We start from the raw sequence: 15842 nt of genomic DNA, 5'->3' as shown, positions 1-15842 counted from the left end.
CGTGATGCCGAGGTGGGGTCGTGTAGGAGAGGGGCCGTCAGCCGCGGACCTGGTGCTCCACCCGGTGCCGCAGGTACTCGTCCGGATGGGACCGGGCGATCGCCACCGCCTCCTCCACCAGGGGGTGCAGCTCCGCCGGGAAGGCGGACGGACGCAGGGGCAGGCCGGGCAGGATGCAGCGCCGGACGTCCGGGTCCTCGTTGGCCACGAACTCCCGCAACGCCGCCTCGTGCCACTCGCGCACGCCGACCGCGTCGTCGTCGGGTTCCTGCCGGTCCCCGGCCGGGCTCACCGCCCGGAGCCGGGGGTGGTCGAGCGACAGGGCCGTCCAGTACCAGGCCCGCGCGGCACCTGCCCGCTCCGCGCCCGTCCCCGCCTGCAGGTAGCCGATCAGCCGGGACCTGACCCGCCCGCGCCCGAACGCGTTCAGGGCAGCCTCGACGAACCACCGGTTGAAGCTCGGGTTCGCGTCGTACACGGCCGCGCGGAGCAGTACCTCGAACGACTCCTCGGGGAAGGCCGTGTCCCGCTCGCAGGCCTCGCGCAGTGCCTGCCGGACGCGGTGGCCCCACAGGCCGTCGTCGGTGCCCGGCTGGCGCACCGCGTCGAGGCCGAGCACCTGGACCACATCCGCCAGACACCGGTCGAAGGGGGCGCCGTCGGCAGCCTCCGGCGCCGGCAACGCCATGAAGGTCGTCACGTCGTCCTGCTCGTCCATGTCCCGCGTCCCGTCCCCGCCCACAACCAACAGCCCCTTACCCTGAACTTCCCGGCCTGCCAGCGTAGTCGGCGTCAGCGCGGGCAACCGCGGCGCCTCCACGGTCGGCGGACCGTCGGGGCCGCGCGCCGCGCCTGCCACAGGCCGATCGTGACGCACGCGCCCCGCGGTGGCACTCCGCCGACGCCGGGCGGTCGGCGGCTTCTACTGAGGCCGGTCGGCCCCGGTGCGGCGGCCGGCCCATGCGGTGAGGCCGATGCCCACGAGCACCAGGCCGGGGCCGATCACCCAGTGCACCGCCCCCGGGGTGCCGGTGGTGGCGATGCCCCAGGTGACTCCGACGGCGATGACCAGCTGTCCCGTCCCCAGAAGCCGGGCATCACCCTTGCCGCCCCATTGGCGCGGCAGCCGGCCGCGGACCAGGGCAGGCAGCGCGGTGGTGAGCGTAAGGGCCCATACCGCCGTCAGGCAGATCCAGGCGAAAGCATGCACGGTGATGTCCTCTCCCGGGAGGTCCTCCGACGGACCCGCCAGGATGTGGATCTTGCCACCGGGCCGGGGACGGCTGTGCGGCGGGGCCCGGTTGTCCGTTAACGGCTGCGACCCGCCGGGCAGGGGCTGAGCCGGCGCGGTCCTCACCGTGCTGTGCCCGCGACCACCGCGGTGTACTCGGCGGCCAGGGCCTCAGCCATCGCCGCCGCCGAGAAGCGGGCCGCGACCGTGCCGCGGCCGCGCGCGGCGACTTCCGCCAGCCGGTCCGCAGGCAGCCCGCACACCTCGCGCAGCCGCTCGGCGAGTTCGCCGGCGCCACCGGTCGGCAGGAGGAATCCGTTCACTCCGTCCCGGATGTAGTGCGGCACGCCTCCGCGGACGGGCCCCGCTGCCGGCATTCCGGCATCCATCGCCTCCAGCACGGCCAGCCCGAACTCCTCCTTGGCGCTGGGGCACACGTAGATCGCCGGGCCGCACCAGCGGCCCGAGGCGAGCGCCCGCTCCAGCACCCGCACCTGCCGGTTGGGCAGCGCCGGCCACTGCGCGATCCGCCGTCGGGCCGTCGGCTCCGCGGACAGCAGTTTGGCGATCCGGCCGCGCATCCCGGTCTCGACGGGTGTCGCGTCGGAGCCGGACCCACCGATCAGAAGCAGTGCCGTCGATCGGTGCAGGCCGGCGTCGAGCCAGGCCTCCACCAGCCGGTCCTGCTGCTTGACCGGATGCAGCCGTCCCACGCTCAGCAGGACCCGCACCCCGGACCCGTCCGCGTCGAGCCCGTCCGGCCGATCCCCGCCGGCGAACAGCCGGCCCATCAGCGTCGCCGCGAGCGCTTCGTCGTGCTGGCCGGGTTCGAACGGTGGAATGCCCTCCGGCGGGGCCGCGATCCGCCGGGGACGGCGCTGCGACGCGAGCTGCGGAAAGTGCTCGGGCAGTTCGGCGGAGCCCGTCCGGCCGGGAATCGTCACCAGCAGATCGGCTCGGGCGACCAGCCGGTCCGCGACGAAGATCCGGTGCAGGTCCATGCGGAGGGCCGCGGCCGGTTCGCTGTTCGCGTGGACCGGCAGGTCGCGGTGGCGTTCGGCGGTCGTGCGATGGGGGTCCGGTGTGACCGTGAAGGCGAACCGGGCGCCGTGGCGCCGTGCCGTCTCGGCCATGGCCAGTGAGCCGTCATCGGCGAAGCGGGCGTGGACCACGTCGACGGCCGCGCCGGGCAGTGCCAGCAGCCGGGTGGCCCACCAGGCCAGTGCCGCGCGGTGCACGGCCGCGGTCCGGGGTCCAACGGCTCGGGGGCATCGACCGGGATCCGCATCACCCAGTGCTCGGGTCCCCGCCGGACCACCAGCGGCTGCCTCCGGCCGAGATCGGTGGGCCCGGCGGTGGCCAGGGTCATGACCCGGCCCACGCGACCCGTGCCGGTCAGCGCATCACCCAGGCCGCCCAGCAGGACGCTCATGCCCCCGCTCAGCCCCGCTCCCGGCTCGTCGAGCCTGCCCAGCAGCATCGACTGGGCGACGGTGAGGCCGCTCCCCGCCTCGGCAGGCAGAGGCCGTACGGCCTGACGGAAGGCCTGGCCGGCCGCCGCCCCCGGCACCGCCCGCTGCCAGACCGCGGCGAGCAGGAGCGCCTCGTAGCGATCCGCGGTCCGTGGCGCGACCCTCGGCAGCACCTCCGCACCGTGCGCAATCCCGGCCAGGTAACGCCAGGCGGCGTGCCGCTCGGCCCGGTCCGCCGACCGGGCCATGGCCGCGCACTCGGCCGCCGTCAACGGCTGAAGCCCGCCGCTCTCGGCCAGGTCGAGCAGGAAGGCCGCTTCGCCGGCGGGCGGCCGTGCCAGCAGCCGGCGGCGCAGTACGGCGGCTGCGTTCCGTCCGTGCCCGGCCGCCAGGGTCACCGCCCAGGCCTCGGCGAGCGCGGTCCGCACCGTGGGCGACGCGTGCGCAGAGGTCACGAGCTGCGCCGGGTCCGTCGCCAGGCCGTCGCGGGCCGCCCGGCGCAGGGCCGCGGCGGCGAGATCCTCGGTGGACAAGTCTGCCGTCCATGGGCCCGCCTCGACCCGGCCGTACTCGGCCCGGGCGAGCAGTCCGAGGAGGTCCCGGCCGCAGTCAGCGGGGGAGCTCTGGCCCCAGAAGTGCCTCCGCCACCCGGCCAGCTCGTCGGTCACCGGCCCGTTCGGGCCGCTGCCGGAGCCGGAATGCGTTCGCGCGGTTGTGCCGGGACTGTCCTGCTCCACGGGGTCGGCCTCTCGTCGGTGGCGTGCAGCCGTCACCCCCGGTCTTCGGAGACCGGCCCCGGACGGATTGGGCGCACGGTGGGCCGCACCCGACGGTCCGATCCGACCGGCGGGACCGCTCCGCTCTGGCATCATCGGGAGGGCTGGACGCTGTCCGGCGCCGCCCGGGATTCCAGGGAGGACACGATGGCCCGTGTCGTGGTGATCAGCCCGCCGTTCCGCTCGCACGCCGCACCGCTGAGCGTGCTCGGATCGGCCCTGCGCCGGGCCGGCGCAGACGTTTCCCTGGCCTGCACACCCCCTTCGCCGACCTCGCGGAGTCGGCCGGGCTTGGATTCCTGGAGCTCACCGTCACCCGCAACGCCAACCACGGCATCGCCGAGCGGACTGCGCAGGAGGAAGGCGAAGCTGCCCGGTTGCGCGAGTTCCTCGCTGCGACCGCCGACGGCGCGGTGGCCGCCCTGCTCATGCAGGCCCGCCACCGCCGCGCCGACATGCTGGCCGAGCCCGACCGGGTGCTGCGGGACGTGCGCGACCTCGACCGCCGAGTGCGGCCCGACTGGTACGTCGTCGACCAGCTCAGCTATCCGGTGACGCTGGCCCTGCACAGCCTGGCCCTGCCGTACGCCACGTTCTGCCCCGGCCACCCCAGCTACATCCCGGTGGGCCCGGACGCCTTCTTCGGGCTCCCGTACGCGTGGCCGGACACCCTGCGTCCCGACCCGGCAGCCCTCGCCCCGCTCCGTGCTGCGGTCGAGGAGAACGACACCGCCTTCACTTCGGCCTTCCGCACGGCCCTCCGCTACGAAGCACCGCAACGCTCCGTCCCGGAGAGGGCGTTCACGCTCTGCTCGTCGCACGCGGTCGTCTTCAACTACCCGGAGTTCCCCTGGCTTCCTCCCGCGCCGACCGGGCCGAGCGCGCTCTACACCGGGCATTGCCGAACGGAGCCGGACGCCGCGGACCTCGATCCGGCCTGGCGGGCCGTCGTCGACCGACTGACCACCGGCGGCCGACCGCTCGTCCTGGTCGCGCTCGGCACCTTCCTGTCGGCCCGGCACGATGTGCTGCGGGTCGCCGTCGAGGGGATCCTCCAGCACACGGACGCGTCCGTGATCGTGGCGGCCGGCGACCGGGCCGTCGACCTCGCTCACGACCCGGTGCTCGGCAGCGCCCCGACCGACCGGCTCCACATTGCGGAGACCGTCCCGCAGCAGGCTCTGCTGCCCGTCACTGCTGCGATGGTGCACCACGGTGGCAACAACTCGTTCACCGAATGCGTGTCCGCCGGGGTACCCGCGCTCTTCCTGCCCTTCTCCAGCGACCAGTTCGCCATCGCCCACGATGCCGAGCGTGCCGGTGTCGGCCGCAGCCTGGATCCCAACACTCTCGACGCGCCGTCCGCCGGTGCCGCCGTCCGGGCGCTGCTGGCCGGGAGCCGCACGCGAAGCGATGCCCTGCGGGACGACGTCCGGGCCCGCGGCCCGCACTGGGCTGCCGCGGAACTTCTGCAGCTCATGCCCGATCGCCCGGGAGCCGGGCGCTGAGACCGGACTCCGGCCACTGCGGACCCGGATCCCCGCGGGGTCGAGCACGGACTCCAACCGGCAGCCGCCCGCCCGCCACCGAGCATCCGGACGCCCGTCTCCGCCATGAGCGCCGCCGTGGGCGCCGGCCTTCCTGGGCAGGAGCGGGGCCGGCGCTCAGGCCGCGCGGGTGCGCCGGAACAGGAACCATGACGGTCGATGCCGGCGCGGCCGCCATCGGGGACGGGCCGGGCGGGTACCGGTCTGGCCCTGTGCACTTCGCGGCACCTGCATCGTGTGCGCACGACCGGGCGGCTGGGCGCGGCCTACGACGCAGGGGTTGCGAGTATGGCCTTGCGCGCACCACCTGCGGCGCCCTGCGGACGTACCGACCTCGGTCCGAACGCCGAACGGCCTGTGCACTCCCGGAACGGAATGAAGCCGGGGTGTGTCCTTTCGTCGGGGGCGCGCTCCCGGCATCCTGGTGTGAGCCGGGGTAGCTTCATCGGCATGGACCTTCGTACCACCGTCGAGCGTGCTCAACGCCTCACGCAGCTCCACGCCGACCGGAAGCCGCTCGTTCTGCCGACCGTCTGGGACGTCTGGTCCGCGCGGACGGCAGCAGACGCCGGGTTCCTTGCGCTGACGGTCGGCAGTCATCCGCTCGCTGTCTCTCGGGGGCCGCCGACCACGAGGGGCAGACCTTCCAGGAGGTACTCGCCGCCGTCAGGCCGATCATCTCGGCGGTCGACGTCCCCGTGTCCGTGGACCTGGAGGCCGGGTACGGGCAGGAGCCCGCGGATCTCATCGCCGGACTCGTCGAGGTCGGCGGCGTCGGTCTCAACATCGAGGACACCGTTCACTCGGACGGCGGACGTGTGCGCAGCACGCAGGAACATGCGAGCTACATCGCCGGTCTGCGCGCGGCGGCTGACGACGCGGGGATCCCGGTGTGGATCAACGGGCGGACCGACCTGTTCCTGCATGCGGACGAAACCGCAGGCGTCCTCGACGAGGCGATCGAGCGGCTGCGGGCCTTGGAGCAGGCCGGTGCCGACAGTGTCTACCCGGTGGGCATTCAGGACGACGACGACCTGCTCGCGGCGGTGATCGAGGCCGTCGCCGTTCCCGTGAACTCCACGGCCCATCCCGTCAGGCACGATCTCGGCCGGTTCCGCCGTCTCGGCGTCGGCCGGATCACCTTCGGCCCGCTGCTGCAGTTCGCGATGACGGACGCGATGAAGGACACGCTCCGGCCTTGGGCGCCGTAGCGTCGACGGTCCCGCCCCGGCAGAGTTGTGGGGCAGGACCGTTCGCGTCGGTGTTGGCCTCTCACCACCGGGGCTGCGGCTCCGGCCATCGATCGGAGCCACTGTCATCGGGCGGCCGAGTGCGCCGGCACGGTCCGGCCTCGTGGTGTCAGGCGTGTGAAGGGAAGCGGGCGAGGGCGTGCAGTTCGGCTTCCACGGCGTCGATGCCGTCGAGTCGCTTGCGGTCCCAGTGGGGGAGGGCGTCGGGTTCCAACTGCCGTGCGAGGAGGCCTGCGGTGTCGGCGGGCAGGGTACGGCGGAAGGCGTTGGCGAGCGCCTCGGGGATGCGGGCGCGGTAGCTCACGCGGTGGGCGACTTCCAGGGCGGTCGCGGCGGTCGCGGCGTCCAGCTCGCCGCGTTCGCCCAGCTCCCGCAGCAGCCACCGCACGTTGATGAGCGGCACGGTGAGTGCTTCGCTGGTGATCGGGTCCATCAGCAGGGCGACCTCGGCGTCGGCCTCGACGCGTCCGGTGCGGTACTGCTCGCAGACCCAGCCGTGCTGGACCATGCCGAGGGTGCGGCACTCCACGGCGCGCAACGCGCCCATGGACGAGGCGCCGGCGAGGTAGAGACCGCGTCCGAGGTATTCGCGGATCTCGGTGACGGAGACCGAGAGGTTCTGGCCGAACTGCCCGTCCAGGATGAGGGTGCGGTTGTTCCACCTCCCTTCGGTCGGGGTCCGCAGCAGGTCGCCGCGGATGATCGGTGGCTGCATGACCAGGTCGACCCCGAGGGTGTCGGCGCTCTCGCGCAGCTTTTCCGCATCCCCGGGCAGGAGCGAACTGCCCGCGTACACCGTGAGTTTCACTGCCATGCCGCCGTCCAGTCCGGTCGTTGCGCCGTGCGGGCGTTCAGGAGGCGCACCCCTGCCCGCAAGTGGTCGACGTGGGTGAACTCGCTGCCCGGCACCACGATCTTGACGATGGAGAAGGGAAGGCCCTCCGGGGCCAGGCTGGTGCGCAGGACGAGGTGCAGGCCGTGCTCCCCGAGCATGTCGAGCAGGAACGCCAGGTCGACCTCGTTGTCGCCGGAGCTGCGGTCGGGGATCGCGTGGAACGGCAGCCATGGTCGGCCCTCGCTCCAGGTGTGGAGGTAGTCGCGCAGTTCGTCGTACGAGGCGTGGCGCCGGTAGGCCTGGCCCTCCAGGTCCTCGCGCGCCCCTGCGATCACGACGAGGCGTGATTGCGCGGCCTCGGTGAGCGCCCGCATCAGGGCGATCTCCGGGTTGAGGTGGCAGCCCGCTCCTCCGTTGAAGAGCATCCCGTCGCGGGAGTGGGTGTCGTCGGTGGTGACGAAGAAGGTGGGAACGGGCAGCCCGCCGGTGTAGGCGTGGACGGTGACGCTGATCGAGGCCCGTTCGAACCGCTCGACGACCTCCCGGTGCGCGTCGGGGAGGGTGTCCAGCGGCACGCGGTGGCCGAGCCCGAGCTTCTCACCGAAGGCCGTGCTGTCGTGCTCGATGACCTCGTACAGTGCCTGCACGGTGGCGTCGACGGGATCGTTGCCCGCGGCCAGGCCGATGGTGTTGGACGACATCAGTCCGCCCTCGTGGGGGAAGGGCGTGAAGACGGCGACCGCGGGCACCGCGATGTCGACGTCGTTGCGCAGGCAGTGCATCGGCCACCAGGTGGTGGGCGTCTGCGGCGTCCAACTGTGGCCGCGGCGGGGGACGAGCCGCCGGGGGTCGAGCGTCGGCATCCGCTCGTTCATGACCTCGTACGTCACCGGTGGCTCGGGCCGGCCCTCGGGTTCGCAGTAGCGACGTTCGATGGCCTCCATCATCGCGGAGACCCGGGCGCCCTGACGGGTCCGGCCCTTCCCGCTGGTGACGGTGTTGAGTCCGCGGGCGGCCAGCGGGCGCACGGATTGGTAGACCGGAATGCCGAGGACGTCCAGGTCGGTCACGTCACTGACGCGGGTGACGCCGATGCGTTCCAACAGTGACTGCGCCAGCCATTCGACCTCGTCGAGCGATCGGCTGCGCAGGGCAAGGCTCTGGTCCACGGCGGAATCCTCCCGATGGTCCCGGTGGTCGGGGCTCCCGGCGTCCGGCGGCCGACACGGGGCTTTCGTCGCGGCCGGGGACCCCGGACCGCCGGTGGTCGGCTCCGTCAAGGGCGGGCGGTGACGAGGCGCAGCAGGTCGGCCGGGTCCATCGCGGCGAAGTATCCGGCGAGTTCGCCGAGAACCCAGTCCGCCTTCCGGTCGACGGGTATCAAGTGGTGGCGCCGGGCGGTGTCCTGCTGCTCCAGGTGGGCGGAGCCGGCCTGTCGCAGGGCCCGGACGATCTCGGCCGTGGCCGGCGACCGTTCGGCGAGGACGAGCAGCAGGCAGTCACCGTCCTTGCCGGCGAGCGCGCCGCGGGTGGTGCCCGCAGGAACGTACACGGCCGTTCGGGCCGGAGCCTCCAGCGGCGCGGAATCCGCCTCGCCGCCGTACCAGGCGACGCTGCCGGAGCACACGAGCACGACGGCGTCCACGTCCGCCTCGGCGAATGCCACCGGGGATCCGGCCGCCGCGAGGTAGGCGGTCGCCTCGACGTGCCGGCCGAACGTCCCGCGGACGATCTCGACGGCGGGCCGTGCGGCGGCCAGCCAGTCCGCGACGGACGGCAGACGGACGGTGGCGCCCGCGCGGTACTGCCCGGTGACGTTGCGGTGGTGGACGAAGCCGGTCACCTTGTGGTTCTGGACCCTGCGGGCGGTGAAGACCTCGGCGGCAGGCAACTTGGCGCCGTCCCGGTAGACCTCCACGTAGGGGTGCGCGAGCAGGCCGCAGTCGATCGTGCCGAGCACGTCGGCGGCGGTCGGCAGCGCCATGCCGCCGGACAGGGCCGTGTGGGCGGTGGGGCCGTTCCGGCGCCCGGCGAGCCAGCCCGCGAGGTCGGTGTCCACATCGGCGTGGGGGTCTGTGTGCGTCATCGTGATCCGTCTCGCAGACGTGCGGTGGCGAGGGCCCGGTCGACGAGCGCGGCGCTGTCGACCCGGGAGCCGAAGTCGTTGAGGTCGGCCAGCAGTGCGGCGGCTCGCGCGAGCGGGAGCCGGCGTCACGGCCCGCCCTGGCCGGGCGGCCGGAGGCGATCCACTCGTCGATGTACGCCTGCACGAGCGCCGACGGGAAGGGCTCGGTGAGCGTGAAGGTCACGTGCAGGGAGGTGCTGTCGATCGCGGTGGCGGCGTGCCCGGTGCCGTGCGGCAGGTAGAGGAGGTCGCCGGGTTCCATGACGACGACCTGCTCCTTGGAGGTGTCGACGTCCAGGCCGGCCGCCGGCTCGGGGGGCGTGTCGTACAGGTGCCACTCCTTGGCGCCCTCGAGCTGGATGGCGATGACGCGGGAGCCGTCGCGGTGCGGGAGCATGCCGCGTTTGCCCGCGGGCGTGTAGAACAGGAACGCCTTCGACTCGGCCGGGAAGACCGCGTTGAGCGCGTCGTTGACGTCCCGGAGGAAGGGGTGCCAGTCCTCGACCTGGTTGAGCTTGAGGGTCGCGCCGTTCGCGAGCTGTCCGCCCACGGCGACGGAATCGATGAACCCGTCGACGCGACTGCCGGCGACCGTCCGGGCAGCGAGGAGTTCGCTGTCGGAGGGTGCCAGGCCGTCCTGGAGGACGGAGAAGTAGGGGCGGCGCAGAAGGCTGCCGTCGATCAGCGCGAGGATGTCGCTGATGCGCGGCAGTCCGTCGAGAGCGACTGCGTTGCGCAGCACCAGGGGTTCACTCCCGTGGTACGCCGCGCGCAGATCGCTGCCGTCCTTCAGCAGATCGGTCAGCGTGCTCACCGGCACCGGCGGCTCTCCTCTCACGAGTGGGCGGCCGTGCCGGCGGCCGGGCGGAACCTGCCGCCTGACCGCCCGCACGGCGCGGGTGTGCGCGGCTTCGTCAGGCGAAGTCGATGTTCTCGATGAGCATCGGGGCGTCGCCGTCGAACTCGTCGAGCTCGTCGATCGCCGCAGCGCGCAGCTCGTCCTCGGTGGGCCGGATCAGGGTCTCAATGGGCACAATGATCTCCTTGCTCGTCGACGGTGACTGCGTCCCGCCACCCCTGCGGATCAACGGGCAGTCAGCGAGAACGTAAGCCCGCCGTCCGTATGCGGTCAACCTTCCTCGCTGCCGTCAAAAGTCCACTTTCACTGGGAATATGACACTAAGTTCGGGCACGATCACAACACCCTCACACAAGCGGCTCAGCGAACTCCGGTGACCCGTGGGAGCCCGAGGCGCATGCTCTACGCTCGTGCTGCGAAAGGGCCCGCACCCCCTGCCGGAGGCTCTTCTCGCCCCGAACAGCCCGCATGACGGCTCGATCCGTGGGGAGACCCGCCTGCCATGACCACGTCCTCCAGCATCCCCGCAACAGCCCCCGCACCGACCCGATCGCTGCTGCGCACCCACCGGGGCTTCCAACTGCTGCTCACCGGCGACACCGTCAGCCAGTTCGGCAGCCAGGTCACCACACTGGCGCTACCGCTCGTTGCTCTGAGCACCTTCCATGCCTCCGCGTTCCAGATGGGCCTGCTCACGGCGGCCTCCACGGTGCCGGTCGCGATCGCCGGCCTGCCGGCCGGGGCGTGGGTGGACCGCATGCGGCGCCGCCCGGTGCTCGTCGCGACCGACCTGCTGCGATTCGCCCTGCTCGCCTCGATACCGCTGGCCTACGCCTTCGGTGAACTGACGCTGGCCCAGCTGTACGCGGTGGCGGTGCTGGCCGGCACCGCCACCGTCTTCTTCGACGTCGCCCACCTCTCGTACCTGCCGTTCCTCGTCGGACGCGACCGGCTGACGGAGGGCAACGCGGTGCTGCAGAGCGCCAACAGGTGCGCCTACTTCAGCAGCCCCGCCATCTGCGGCTGGCTGGTGCAGGCCGTCGGGCCGGTCGGCGCCCTCCTGGTGGACGCGGTCAGCTTCCTCGCCTCCGCCGGCTCCATCGGCGCGATCCGGCGCTCCGAGCCGCAACCGGAGCACGAACCGCGCGGCACGCTGCGGCAGCAGATCGCCGTCGGACTGCGCTACGTCTTCCACGACGCGGTGCTGCGCATGCTCGTCTCCAGCGGCGTGCTGCTGTGCCTGGCGACCACCGCCCTGCTGGCCGTCCAACCGATCCTGCTCGTCAGGGACCTGAAGCTCAGTCCCGGGCTCTACGGCCTGCTGCTGGCCGGACAGAGCCTCGGTGGCTTCCTCGGCAGTCTGACCGCGCGGTCGGTGATCCGCAGGCTCGGGACCGCCCGCACGATCTGGGTGCCGAGCGTGGCCGTCGTGCCCTTCGTCCTGCTGATGCCTTTCACCGGCCACGGCTGGCTCGTTCTGCTCTACCCGGTCGGTGCCTTCGCCTTCGCCGTCGGCATCTCCATCCGCAACGTCGCCCAGCTGACCTACCGCCAGAACTCCTGCCCGCCCGAGCTCCTCGGCCGTATGAACGCCTCGATGCGGGTGCTGACCTGGGGCGCCATGCCGCTGGGCGGCCTGCTCGGCGGTGCGCTCGCCCAGTGGGGCGGCACCCGCGCCGCCATGTGGGCCGTCTTCGCCCTGATCGTCCTGTCGCTGCTCCCGGTGCTCACACCCGCGCTGCGCGCGGCCCGGGACTGACCCGGGCCGCGCCAGGCGCTACTTCTGGCCGAGGAACCCGACGACGGCGCGGCGCAGTCCCGCGCTGTCCAGGCCGTGGGCGATGGCGTGCTGGCGGGGCGAGCCGTAGTTGCGCAACTCGTCACGGCCGACGCCGAGTCCGAGCACCCGGTGCGACAGGTCACCCAGCGCGTCCGCGACCTCCGGGACCGAGGTTCCGGCGAGGTACGGCTCGACGAGGACGACGGCCGGCTCACGCTGGTCGGCGACGGCCGCCCGCAGCGCAACGGCGTCGAAGGGCCGGACGGTGGCCGCGTACAGCACGGTGACGTCCAGCCCCTCGGTCGCGGCCAGGACCGCGTCGGCCAGCGGGCCGACCGCGATGACGACAGCCGCGGTGCCCTGACGCAACGTGCGGAAGCCACGGTGCAGACGACCGTCGGCGATGCCATGGGCGTGTGCATTGGACTGGTTCGACAGGCGCAGGTACACCAGCCCGTCGCCGTCGGCCGCCTCCCGCAGCTGCGCCTCGGCCTCGTCGGCGTGGCCGGGGACGTCGATCGTCCAGTCGGGCAGCGTCGACAGCAGCGCCACATCACCGGGCGACTGGTGGGTGCGCCCGCTGCTCGAGATGTCGTACGAGGCCCCGGCGCTGACCAGCACCGCCCCGACCGCCTGGTGGTTGAGGTCCAGCTTGATCTGTTCGAACGGCCGCTCGATGAGGAACGGCGCGAAGCTGTGCGCGATCGGCCGCATCCCGGCGAGCGCGAGGCCGCCGGCGGCGCTGATCAGGAGTTGTTCACGGATGCCGAAGTTCAGTACCCGGTCCGGGTGGCGCTCGCGGGCGCCGTCGAACAGGGCCGATGTGAGGTCGGCGGTCAGTACCGCCAACCGGTCGTGGGTGTCGAGCAGCTGCGTCGAAACGTCGACGAAGCGCTCACGCATGATTCCGGCCATGGGGTCCTCCTGGGGTTCACGACGGGGTGGACGGATGCGGGCCGGCCGGCTGCGGCGACGGTCGCGGCCCGGTGCGAACGGGGGTCACCGCACCCCGGTGTCGGCCACCACGAGCCGTGGCGCGCCAGGGTGCGGGGCGCGGAAGGCGGCCTCCAGCTCATCGTGGTCCCGGCCGTTCGCCCGTACCGCCGACCAGCCCTCCACCTCGAAGCGCTTCTCCATGCCGCCCGGCCAGCCGTGGCTCGCCGAGTGGTTGTCGACCACGATCACGTGCAGCCGCTCCAGGCCCACGCGGCCGGCGTAGGCGATCGCCTCGTGGTTGGACCCCTCGTCCAACTCGCCGTCGCCGATGAGGACCCACACGTCGGAGGGGATGCCGCGGGCGCGCAGCCCCAGCGCCGTGCCCACCGCCAGCGGCAGCCCGTGGCCGAGCGAACCGCTGGATATCTCGACGCCGGGCACCAGGGCCCGGTCCGGGTGCATGCCGAGCGGGGAGCGGAAGGCACCGAACCGCCGCAGCTCGGCGGGGTCGATGAAGCCCCTCGCGGCCAGCACCGCGTAGTAGGCCATGGGCCCGTGGCCCTTGGACAGGAAGAACCGGTCGCGGTCCTCGGCCATCTCGGGGGTGACACGCAGCACGCGGTCGTACAGGACCCACAGGGCGTCGAGCGTGGAGGTCGCCGCTTCCCGGTGTTTCTCGTCGCCCGCCATCGTCGACATCAGATCGTGCAGGTCCTCGAAGGTTGCCGTGGTCATCGCTGCGGGGTCTCCAGACGTGTGTGGGTCGGGCGGGAGGTGGCACCGGTGACACGGTGGTGTCCCGGGCTGGGCGGGCTGGGCTGGGCTGGGCGGCTGGGCGGGCGGGCGGGCGTGGGAGGGTGCGGTGCCCGGCTACCAGATGCGCACCCGGTCGGCCGGGGCCCACCACATCCCGTCGCCCTCGCGCACCTCGAAGGCTTCGTGGAACTCGTCGAGGTTCCGCACGACCGCGTTGCAGCGGAACTCGGCCGGGGAGTGCGGGTCGACCACCAGCCGGCGCCCGACCTCGGCGTCGCGTGCCTTGAACCGCCAGACGCGGGCCCAGCTGAGGAAGAACCGCTGTGCGCCGGACAGGCCGTCGATGACCGGCGGCCGTGCGCCGTCGAGCGACCGGACATAGGCGCGGTAGGCCATGGTCAACCCTCCGACGTCGCCGATGTTCTCGCCGACCGTCAGGGCCCCGTTGACGTGCTGCCCGGGGGCCTGCGGCGACTTCAGCGCGTCGAACTGGGCGATCAGCGCGCCGGCCCGCTCCTCGAAGGCGGCGCGGTCGTCCGCGGTCCACCACTCCCGGAGTGCACCGGTGCCGTCGTACTTCGAGCCCTGGTCGTCGAAGCCGTGGCCTATCTCGTGGCCTATGACCGCTCCGATGGCCCCGTAGTTCACGGCCGCGTCGGCTTCGGGGTCGAAGAACGGCGGCTGGAGGATCGCGGCCGGGAACACGATCTGGTTCATCCGGGCGTTGTAGTACGCGTTGACCGTCTGCGGGGTCCTGAACCACTCGCCGCGGTCCACCGGGCCGCCGAGCCTCGCCAGTTCACGGTCGAGCTCGACGGCCGCAGCGCGCTGCACGTTGCCGACCAGGTCGTCGCGGTCCACCGTCAAGGCGCTGTAGTCACGCCATCGGTCGGGGTATCCGATCATCGACGTGAAGGCGTCCAGCTTTTCCAGCGCGCGGTCCTTGGTCGCCGCCCGCATCCAGGGCAGGGCGCCGATGTTGCGCCGGTGCGCGTCGACGAGGTTGCCGACGAGTTCGAGCATCAGCTCCTTGGAGCGCGGCGGGAAGTGCTCGGCGACGTACAGGCGGCCCAGCGCGTACCCGAGTCCGGACTCCACCAGGTCCAACCCGCGCTTCCACCGCTCGCGTTGGCCGGGAACGCCGGTCAGTACCGTCCCGTGGAAGGCGAAGTGCTCCTCGGCGAAGGGGCTGCTCAACAGTGGCGCGGTCGTACGGACCAGCTGCCACGACAGCCATGCCTGCCAGCAGTCCACCGGAGTCCTTGCCCACAGCCGGGCGAGCTCTTCGAGGAAGTCCGGCTGCCGCACCACGACTTCGGCGAGTGCCGACGCGGGAGCCCCGAGCCCTGCCCGCCAGGTGTCCCAGTCGAAGGCGGGGGCGAGGGCGTCCAGGCCCGAGCGGTCGAGGAGGGTGTAGGCGCGCACCACGTCGCGGGTGCTCACCCGGTCCCAATGGGCCGCGGCGATCCGGGTCTCCAGCTCGACGACCCGGTCGGCGGTGCCGGCCGGGTCGGCCGCACCGGTGAGCTTCAGCATCGTCTCGATGTGGGCGCGGTAGGCGGCGCGGACCTCGGCGAAGGACTCCTCCCGGTAGTACGACTCGTCCGGCAGACCGAGCCCGGCCTGGTGGAGATGGACGAGGTAGCGATCGGGCCGGCGCGCGTCGATGTCCACGTACGCGGTGAAGAGGCCCATGACCCCCCGACGCTGCAAGTGCCCCAGGACACGGGCAAGAGCCGGGTGGGAGTCGGCCGCGGCGATCAGGTCGAGGCCCGGACGCAGGGGTGCCGCACCGAGCTCCTCGATGCGCTGCTCGTCGAGGAAGCCGGCGTACAGGTCGCCGATGCGCCGCTCGTCACTGCCGTCCGGCGCGTCCCCGGCGGCGGCCCGTTCCGCGATCTCCCGCAGGTGCAACTCGGCCGCGTCGCGCAGGTCGACGAAGGATCCGGCGACGGCGCGGTCCTCGGGAATGACGGACTCCTCGAGCCAGCGGCCGTTGACGTGGCGGAAGAGATCGTCCTGCGGGCGCATCTCCGGCGACCTTCCGGAGACGTCGACGCCCGTCGAGACCGCTTCGCCCATGGCAGATCCTCCTGTGTCGTTGCCGTCCGCCAGACCGTATCCAAACTATGAGGTGCCGTAACAGGGTCGGCGGTACTTGCGGCACGCCCCCGCGTGTGTACGCGAATCGATCCGGGACAGGTGTGTCCCGGCGCCGCGCGGTCGCCTACGATGCCTGACGAATCGCACGTCGTGTGGTGACGAACGGGTGGGA

At 72.6% G+C, this 15842-nt stretch carries 12 protein-coding genes and 2 pseudogenes; 3 read left to right on the top strand and 11 right to left on the bottom strand.

Annotated elements, in window-relative coordinates:
* Positions 1-37 precede the first annotated feature (37 nt).
* The 4 genes from ABEB13_RS08300 to ABEB13_RS08285 all read right to left on the bottom strand — a co-directional run bounded on the left by ABEB13_RS08300 (position 38) and on the right by ABEB13_RS08285 (position 3371).
* Complete coding sequence (locus ABEB13_RS08300) at positions 38-718, bottom strand: hypothetical protein (RefSeq protein WP_345704944.1); 681 nt, start codon at positions 716-718, stop codon at positions 38-40.
* A gap of 204 nt (positions 719-922) precedes the next feature.
* Entirely contained in the window at positions 923-1210 is a 288-nt protein-coding gene (locus ABEB13_RS08295; protein ID WP_345704943.1) for a hypothetical protein, read from the bottom strand.
* A 143-nt stretch (positions 1211-1353) separates the two neighbouring features.
* Positions 1354-2232, bottom strand: coding sequence for a glycosyltransferase (locus ABEB13_RS08290; protein WP_345704942.1), 879 nt, complete (start codon positions 2230-2232; stop codon positions 1354-1356).
* Complete coding sequence (locus ABEB13_RS08285) at positions 2172-3371, bottom strand: hypothetical protein (protein WP_345704941.1); 1200 nt, start codon at positions 3369-3371, stop codon at positions 2172-2174. Before ABEB13_RS08285 ends, ABEB13_RS08290 begins: the two co-directional genes overlap by 61 nt.
* 485 nt (positions 3372-3856) lie before the next feature.
* Here ABEB13_RS08285 and ABEB13_RS08280 point away from each other — a divergent pair, with 485 nt between their 5' ends.
* Positions 3857-4987 carry a glycosyltransferase gene (locus ABEB13_RS08280; RefSeq protein ID WP_345704940.1) on the top strand — a complete coding sequence of 377 codons (1131 nt, stop codon included), beginning with the start codon at positions 3857-3859 and terminating at the stop codon, positions 4985-4987.
* Between the two features lie 489 nt (positions 4988-5476).
* Positions 5477-6237 (top strand): annotated as a pseudogene (locus ABEB13_RS08275) (isocitrate lyase/PEP mutase family protein).
* Between the two features lie 148 nt (positions 6238-6385).
* Here the strand turns inward: ABEB13_RS08275 and ABEB13_RS08270 are convergent.
* From ABEB13_RS08270 to ABEB13_RS40410, 4 genes and pseudogenes are all read right to left on the bottom strand, one after another.
* Entirely contained in the window at positions 6386-7090 is a 705-nt protein-coding gene (locus ABEB13_RS08270; RefSeq protein ID WP_345704939.1) for a TfuA-like protein, read from the bottom strand.
* Complete coding sequence (locus ABEB13_RS08265; protein ID WP_345704938.1) at positions 7081-8280, bottom strand: YcaO-like family protein; 1200 nt, start codon at positions 8278-8280, stop codon at positions 7081-7083. Before ABEB13_RS08265 ends, ABEB13_RS08270 begins: the two co-directional genes overlap by 10 nt.
* Positions 8281-8387: 107 nt before the next feature.
* Positions 8388-9197 (bottom strand): hypothetical protein, encoded by an 810-nt coding sequence (locus tag ABEB13_RS08260; protein WP_345704937.1) that lies wholly within the window; start codon positions 9195-9197, stop codon positions 8388-8390.
* Positions 9198-9456: 259 nt separating this feature from the next.
* A pseudogene (locus tag ABEB13_RS40410) lies at positions 9457-9786 on the bottom strand (JmjC domain-containing protein); the annotation flags it as partial.
* A gap of 811 nt (positions 9787-10597) precedes the next feature.
* On the opposite strand from ABEB13_RS40410, the gene ABEB13_RS08250 reads away from it, so the two are divergent.
* Entirely contained in the window at positions 10598-11854 is a 1257-nt protein-coding gene (locus ABEB13_RS08250) for an MFS transporter (RefSeq protein ID WP_345704935.1), read from the top strand.
* Positions 11855-11872: 18 nt separating this feature from the next.
* On the opposite strand, the gene ABEB13_RS08245 is transcribed toward ABEB13_RS08250, so the two are convergent.
* From ABEB13_RS08245 to ABEB13_RS08235, 3 genes are all read right to left on the bottom strand, one after another.
* Positions 11873-12790 (bottom strand): transketolase family protein, encoded by a 918-nt coding sequence (locus ABEB13_RS08245; protein WP_345704934.1) that lies wholly within the window; start codon positions 12788-12790, stop codon positions 11873-11875.
* Positions 12791-12874: 84 nt separating this feature from the next.
* On the bottom strand, positions 12875-13546 hold the full coding sequence (locus tag ABEB13_RS08240; RefSeq protein WP_345704933.1) for a thiamine pyrophosphate-dependent enzyme: 672 nt from the start codon (positions 13544-13546) through the stop codon (positions 12875-12877).
* 135 nt (positions 13547-13681) lie between these two features.
* Positions 13682-15649 carry a M13 family metallopeptidase gene (locus ABEB13_RS08235; RefSeq protein WP_345704932.1) on the bottom strand — a complete coding sequence of 656 codons (1968 nt, stop codon included), beginning with the start codon at positions 15647-15649 and terminating at the stop codon, positions 13682-13684.
* Between the last annotated feature and the right edge of the window lie 193 nt (positions 15650-15842).

This window comes from Kitasatospora paranensis, assembly GCF_039544005.1.
Taxonomy (GTDB): Bacteria; Actinomycetota; Actinomycetes; order Streptomycetales; family Streptomycetaceae; genus Kitasatospora; species Kitasatospora paranensis.
This window is presented reverse-complemented; position numbering and strand designations above follow the sequence as displayed.

Coding starts and splice junctions, on each gene's coding strand:
- ABEB13_RS08300 (WP_345704944.1), bottom strand. CDS start 718: ATGGACGAGCAGGACGACGTGACGACCTTCATGGCGTTGCCGGCGCCG.
- ABEB13_RS08290 (WP_345704942.1), bottom strand. CDS start 2,232: ATGGACCTGCACCGGATCTTCGTCGCGGACCGGCTGGTCGCCCGAGCC.
- ABEB13_RS08270 (WP_345704939.1), bottom strand. CDS start 7,090: ATGGCAGTGAAACTCACGGTGTACGCGGGCAGTTCGCTCCTGCCCGGG.
- ABEB13_RS08260 (WP_345704937.1), bottom strand. CDS start 9,197: ATGACGCACACAGACCCCCACGCCGATGTGGACACCGACCTCGCGGGC.
- ABEB13_RS08250 (WP_345704935.1), top strand. CDS start 10,598: ATGACCACGTCCTCCAGCATCCCCGCAACAGCCCCCGCACCGACCCGA.
- ABEB13_RS08245 (WP_345704934.1), bottom strand. CDS start 12,790: ATGGCCGGAATCATGCGTGAGCGCTTCGTCGACGTTTCGACGCAGCTG.
- ABEB13_RS08240 (WP_345704933.1), bottom strand. CDS start 13,546: ATGACCACGGCAACCTTCGAGGACCTGCACGATCTGATGTCGACGATG.
- ABEB13_RS08235 (WP_345704932.1), bottom strand. CDS start 15,649: ATGGGCGAAGCGGTCTCGACGGGCGTCGACGTCTCCGGAAGGTCGCCG.